This window comes from Stenotrophomonas thermophila, assembly GCF_001499715.1.
Lineage (GTDB): Bacteria > Pseudomonadota > Gammaproteobacteria > Xanthomonadales > Xanthomonadaceae > Stenotrophomonas > Stenotrophomonas hibiscicola.
In genome coordinates this window covers 1-4,659 of record NZ_CVIW01000053.1, presented here as the reverse complement: position 1 = coordinate 4,659, position 4,659 = coordinate 1, and the positions used below count along the sequence as shown (strand labels likewise).

5 protein-coding genes are annotated in these 4,659 nt (G+C 66.8%); all 5 read right to left on the bottom strand.

From position 1 onward, the window contains the following. Positions 1–1,826, bottom strand: a 1,826-nt coding sequence (locus BN1263_RS16910) for an MCP four helix bundle domain-containing protein (RefSeq protein ID WP_058982778.1), incomplete at its 3' end; no start/stop codon positions are given. 101 nt (positions 1,827–1,927) lie between these two features. Continuing rightward, positions 1,928–2,311, bottom strand: coding sequence for a hypothetical protein (locus BN1263_RS16905; RefSeq protein ID WP_021202161.1), 384 nt, complete (start codon positions 2,309–2,311; stop codon positions 1,928–1,930). Positions 2,312–2,447: 136 nt separating this feature from the next. Beyond that, positions 2,448–2,939, bottom strand: coding sequence for a chemotaxis protein CheW (locus BN1263_RS16900; RefSeq protein WP_019659583.1), 492 nt, complete (start codon positions 2,937–2,939; stop codon positions 2,448–2,450). Between the two features lie 232 nt (positions 2,940–3,171). Beyond that, positions 3,172–3,945 (bottom strand): flagellar brake protein, encoded by a 774-nt coding sequence (locus BN1263_RS16895; RefSeq protein ID WP_058982776.1) that lies wholly within the window; start codon positions 3,943–3,945, stop codon positions 3,172–3,174. 158 nt (positions 3,946–4,103) lie between these two features. Then, positions 4,104–4,659 (bottom strand): methyl-accepting chemotaxis protein (locus tag BN1263_RS16890; protein ID WP_260832987.1); only part of this gene is annotated, 556 nt, incomplete at its 5' end.

Sequence of the window (4,659 nt, the reverse complement as noted above, 5' to 3'; positions counted from 1 at the left end):
GCGGCTTCCACCGCGGCGTTCAGTGCCAGGATGTTGGTCTGGAACGCGATGCCGTCGATGACGCTGATGATCTCGGCGATCTTCTTCGACGAGGCTTCGATGGCCGACATGGTGGTAACCACCTGGCCGACCACCTCACCGCCCAGCGAGGCGACGCCATGGGCGCCGATGGCGAGCTGGTTGGCCTGGCGGGCGTGTTCGGCGTTCTGGCGCACGGTGGAGGTCAGTTCCTCCATCGAGGCTGCGGTTTCTTCCAGATTGGCGGCCTGCTGTTCGGTACGGCGCGACAGATCGCTGTTGCCCGAGGCGATCTCGCCGGCGGCCGAGCTGATCGCGCGGCTGGACTGCTTGATGCGGGTGACGATCTCGCTCAGCTGCGCGGCCGTGGCGTTGGCATCGTCGCGCATACGGGCGAACACGCCCTGGTAGTCGCCGTGCATGCGCACGGTCAGGTCACCCTGCGACAGTGCGGCGAGCAGGCCGGAGATCTGTTCGATGCTGCCGGCGTTGGCGTCCAGCAGGCCGTTGATCTGCTGGGCGAGCTGCAGGAAGAAGCCTTCCTTGTCGCTGGCATCGATGCGGCCGGAGAGGTCGCCGGCGGCGGCCTGGGCGATCACGCGGGCCACTTCCGCTTCAACCTGCGCTTCCTGGGTACGGTCGCGCCATTCCACCACGTAGCCGACAGTGTCACCGTCCTCATTGCGGATGGTCGAGACGACCTGGGCAAACTGGGCGTCGCCATACTGCATCGGGCGGCGGGCGACACCGTGCGCCTTCAGGTTGCCCAGCAGGGTCTGGTCCATTTCGCCACGGTGCTCAAGCACGGTGACCGGCTTGCCGATCAGCGAGGCCTGGGCATCGAAGTCCGGCAGGTCGCGGCGCACGTCGTCCTGGTACTGGCTCAGGGTCTGCTGCAGGGCGCGATTGGTGTAAACGATGGTGTTGCTGGTATCAGTCAGGTACACGCCGGTGGAGCTGTAATCCAGCGCGGTGCGGATGCGCAGGTTCTCGCGGGCGACCGCCTGGTCGGTCTCGATGCGTTCGCGCAGGTCGCGCTGCATGCGCTGCATGGCCTGCATCAGTTCGCCTACCTCGTCCTGGCGGCTGACGTCGATATGGCCATCGAGCTTGCCACCGGCTACGTCGTTGGCGACCGAGACGGCGCCGCGCACGCTGCCGACCAGTGCGCGGGCGAACAGCCAGACCAGCACCAGGCCGAGCGCGGCGCCACCCAGCAGGGCGATCACGGTCAGCACGGCCGAGGCGGAATAGGTGGACGCGGCCTGTTCGCGCGAGGCGCGGGCCAGGCGGTTGTCTTCGGCGATCAGCGCTTCCAGTGCCGAGGCGGCCTTGCGGTGCTTGGTGCGGGTTTCGCCGACGAAGGTATCGATGGCATCGTCCGGCAGGTCCAGTTCCAGCATCTCGGTGACACTGTCATAGGAGGCCAGGGCGTCCTTCCACTCCTTGGCGAAGGTGTCGAACAGCTTCTTCTGCTGCGCGTTGTCGACCAGCTTCGGGTACTCCTTGATCGACTTGTCCATGCTCGCGCGCAGCTCGACGCCCTGCTTGCGCGCATCGGACTTGACGTCGTCGCTGGCCCGGATCAGTTGCTGGTAGGCGGCATTGCGGTATTCGCCCAGCATGCCGCGCATCTCGCCGGCGAGGCGGATGCTCTCCATGCGTGAACCGGCCAGCTCGGTGGTGACGTTGTTCAGCGAATGCAGGCCGCGATAGGCGACGATGCCCTGCAACAGCATCACCAGCAGGAGGACGCCGAAAGTCAGCAGCAGCTTCGGCATCAGTTTCAGGTTGTTGATCCACGGCATGGGCGTTGCGAGCTCCTAAGGCAGACGCGCCCGGGCATCGGGCCCGGTTGCAGCAGAAACCACGCCGGCACCAGCACCGGCGTGGTCCGACGGACAGCGGATTACTTGATGTTGGCCAGCTTCAGGCCAGCCGGCGAGCTGACTTCGATTTCCGCGCGCGAGGCGTCACGCTGGATCTTGCCGATCACGCAGACGGTCTTGCCTTCCAGGGTTTCCAGCGGGAAGGAGAACTTGCTGCGGTTCTCGCCGGCGATGCGGGCCGAGAAGGTGTGGCGCGGGAAGGCGCCGCCCATGTAAAGGAAGGTCGGCTGGCCTTCGGAACCTTCTGCGTAGCGGGCCTTCTCGACCTTGCCGCAGACCATGCCGTCCTTGCCGACCGAGCGCGGTGCCAGTTCCGGCGGGATCATGTCGGCCGACTGGGCGAACGCGGAGGAAGCGGTGGTGGCCAGGACAGCGGCCGAAACGAACGCAAGCAGGGACTTCATCGAGGTATATCTCCGGGGATGGTGATGGTCGTTCCGGTTCCGCGCGCTCCTGCGCGACCGGCTTCTGTCCCCCTATCGGCACTGCCGGGGAGAACTGAAGGGTTTTGTGACCGGAACGTGAAGCAGGTCCGCTCGGTCAGGCAGCAGCGTCTTCGGCAAGGGCGTTCTGCCCCATGTCGGCGCTGTCGAGCAGGGTCTCGATGTCCAGCAGGATCAGCATGCGGTCGTCGTGGGTGCCGATGCCGGAGATGAAGCGGGTGTCGACGGCAGCGCCGAATTCCGGGGTCGGACGGATCTGCTCGGCCGACAGCGGGATGACGTCCGAGACGCTGTCGACCACGATGCCGACCACGCGGTCTTCGACGTTCAGCACGATCATCACGGTGAAGGCGTCGTAGCGGGCATTGTCCAGGCGCAGCTTCAGGCGCAGGTCGATGACCGGCACGATGGTGCCGCGCAGGTTGATCACGCCCTTGATGTAGTCCGGTGCATCCGGCACCCGGGTGACGGCGTCGTAGCCGCGGATTTCCTGCACCTTGAGGATGTCCACGCCGTAGTGCTCGTCACCAAGGGTGAAGCTGAGGAATTCGCCACCGGCGCTGGCGGCGGAGTTGGTCTTGTCGTTCATCGAGGGGTCCTGGTTCTGCCGGAAGTCCCGGTGTCAGGCTCGATATCGGCCCCGCCGGGGGGGACTTTAGGTGCCGGCTCGGAGGCATCCGCGCATGGCGTGGGTCTACCGGGGCGCGGTGGGTATCCGCGCATCGCTTGGGTCTGCCGAGGATCGGTAGTGCCGGCCGCTGGCCGGCAACGGCAATATGCGGGTTGCCGGCCAGCGGCCGCCACTACCCATTGAACGCGCCCTACAGCTCGCCGTTGCGGCGTGCCTTGCGCTGTCGGTCGATGCGGAAGATGTAGCGCTGGATGGCGCTGTCGGCGCCGCGCGGCAGGGTGTCAAAGCGCATGCCCACCCGCTTGATCTCGATCCCGTTGGGTTGGCGCTGCGGCAACAGGTTGCAGACAACCAGCCCGATCTCCAGGTCCGGGCCGTCGGGCAACGACAGCACCGCCGGGTAGCGCTTCTGCAGGCTGAACACTGCGCAATCGGTTGGCACGGCGACCGCCAGGCCGCCGCCACTGATGTCCACCACCCGCATCGACAGGGCGTCGGCGCGGCTCTCGCCGGCGGGGATCAGCAGTTGGGGCGAATCGGTGACGGGGGTTTCCAGCCGGTACATCTCACGGCGTTGCAGATGCACCAGTTCGTCCGGAAGGGGGGCGCGGAAGGCAACGTGCCCGTCGTTGTCCACGCGCTCCAGCGCGTGCAGGCGGAACCGCACGAGGACACGCTCGAGCTGGGCGAAGCACAGCAGATGGTCGGCCTGTTCGGCGGCGCGGTTGGAAGCCTCCTGCAGGCTGCCATCGAGCAGCAGGTAGTCTTCATCCTCTTCGAGTTCGAGCAGTGCGGTCGGGAACGACCGGTCGCGGCCGTCGATATGGGCATTGATCAGTGATCGCTGGTCGATCAGCGAGCGCAGCAGCTGGCGCAACTGGCGCGGGTTGCGGACCAGGAAACGTTCGTCGGCGGCATCAGCCGCGTGGACATCATGCACTGCAGTGTCGTTGCCGTCGGACATGGAATCTACGGTCAGGGGCGGGCGCCAGCACGCGTTGGCGCGAGGCTCGATGGGGATATCGGCCTCTGCACCGGATTATGAAGTGGGATTTGCATCACTTTCCATGCGTAAGGGGCCAGACCCCTTTCCCGAGGGAGAAGGGTCCGACCCTGGCGACATCAGAACTCCTGCCAGTCGCCGTCTGCAGCCAGCGCCGACTGGGCTGTCCCGGTGCGCAGCGTACGTGCCGGGGCCGCCTTCACGGCCGGTGCGGCAGCTGCGACCTGGCGCGGTACCGGCGCCGCCAGCGGACGCGCCGGAATGGCCGCCGTGCCCTGCGATGCCAGCCGGAAGCGGGCCACGGCTTCGCCCAGCTGCACGGCCTGGTCTTCCATCGCACGCGCGGCGGCGGTGGCTTCCTCCACCAGCGCAGCGTTCTGCTGGGTGGTTTCGTCCATCTGCACCACGGTCTGGTTGACCTGCTCGATGCCGGCGCTCTGTTCCTGCGATGCGGCGGAGATCTCGGCCATGATGTCGGTCACGCGCTGCACCGAGGCGACGATCTCGCCCATGGTGCTGCCGGCCTGGTGCACCAGGCTGGAGCCTTCGGCGACCTTGCCCACCGAGTCGTCGATCAGGCCCTTGATTTCCTTGGCGGCGGCGGCCGAGCGCTGGGCGAGGGTACGCACTTCGCTGGCGACCACGGCGAAGCCACGGCCCTGTTCACCGGCACGC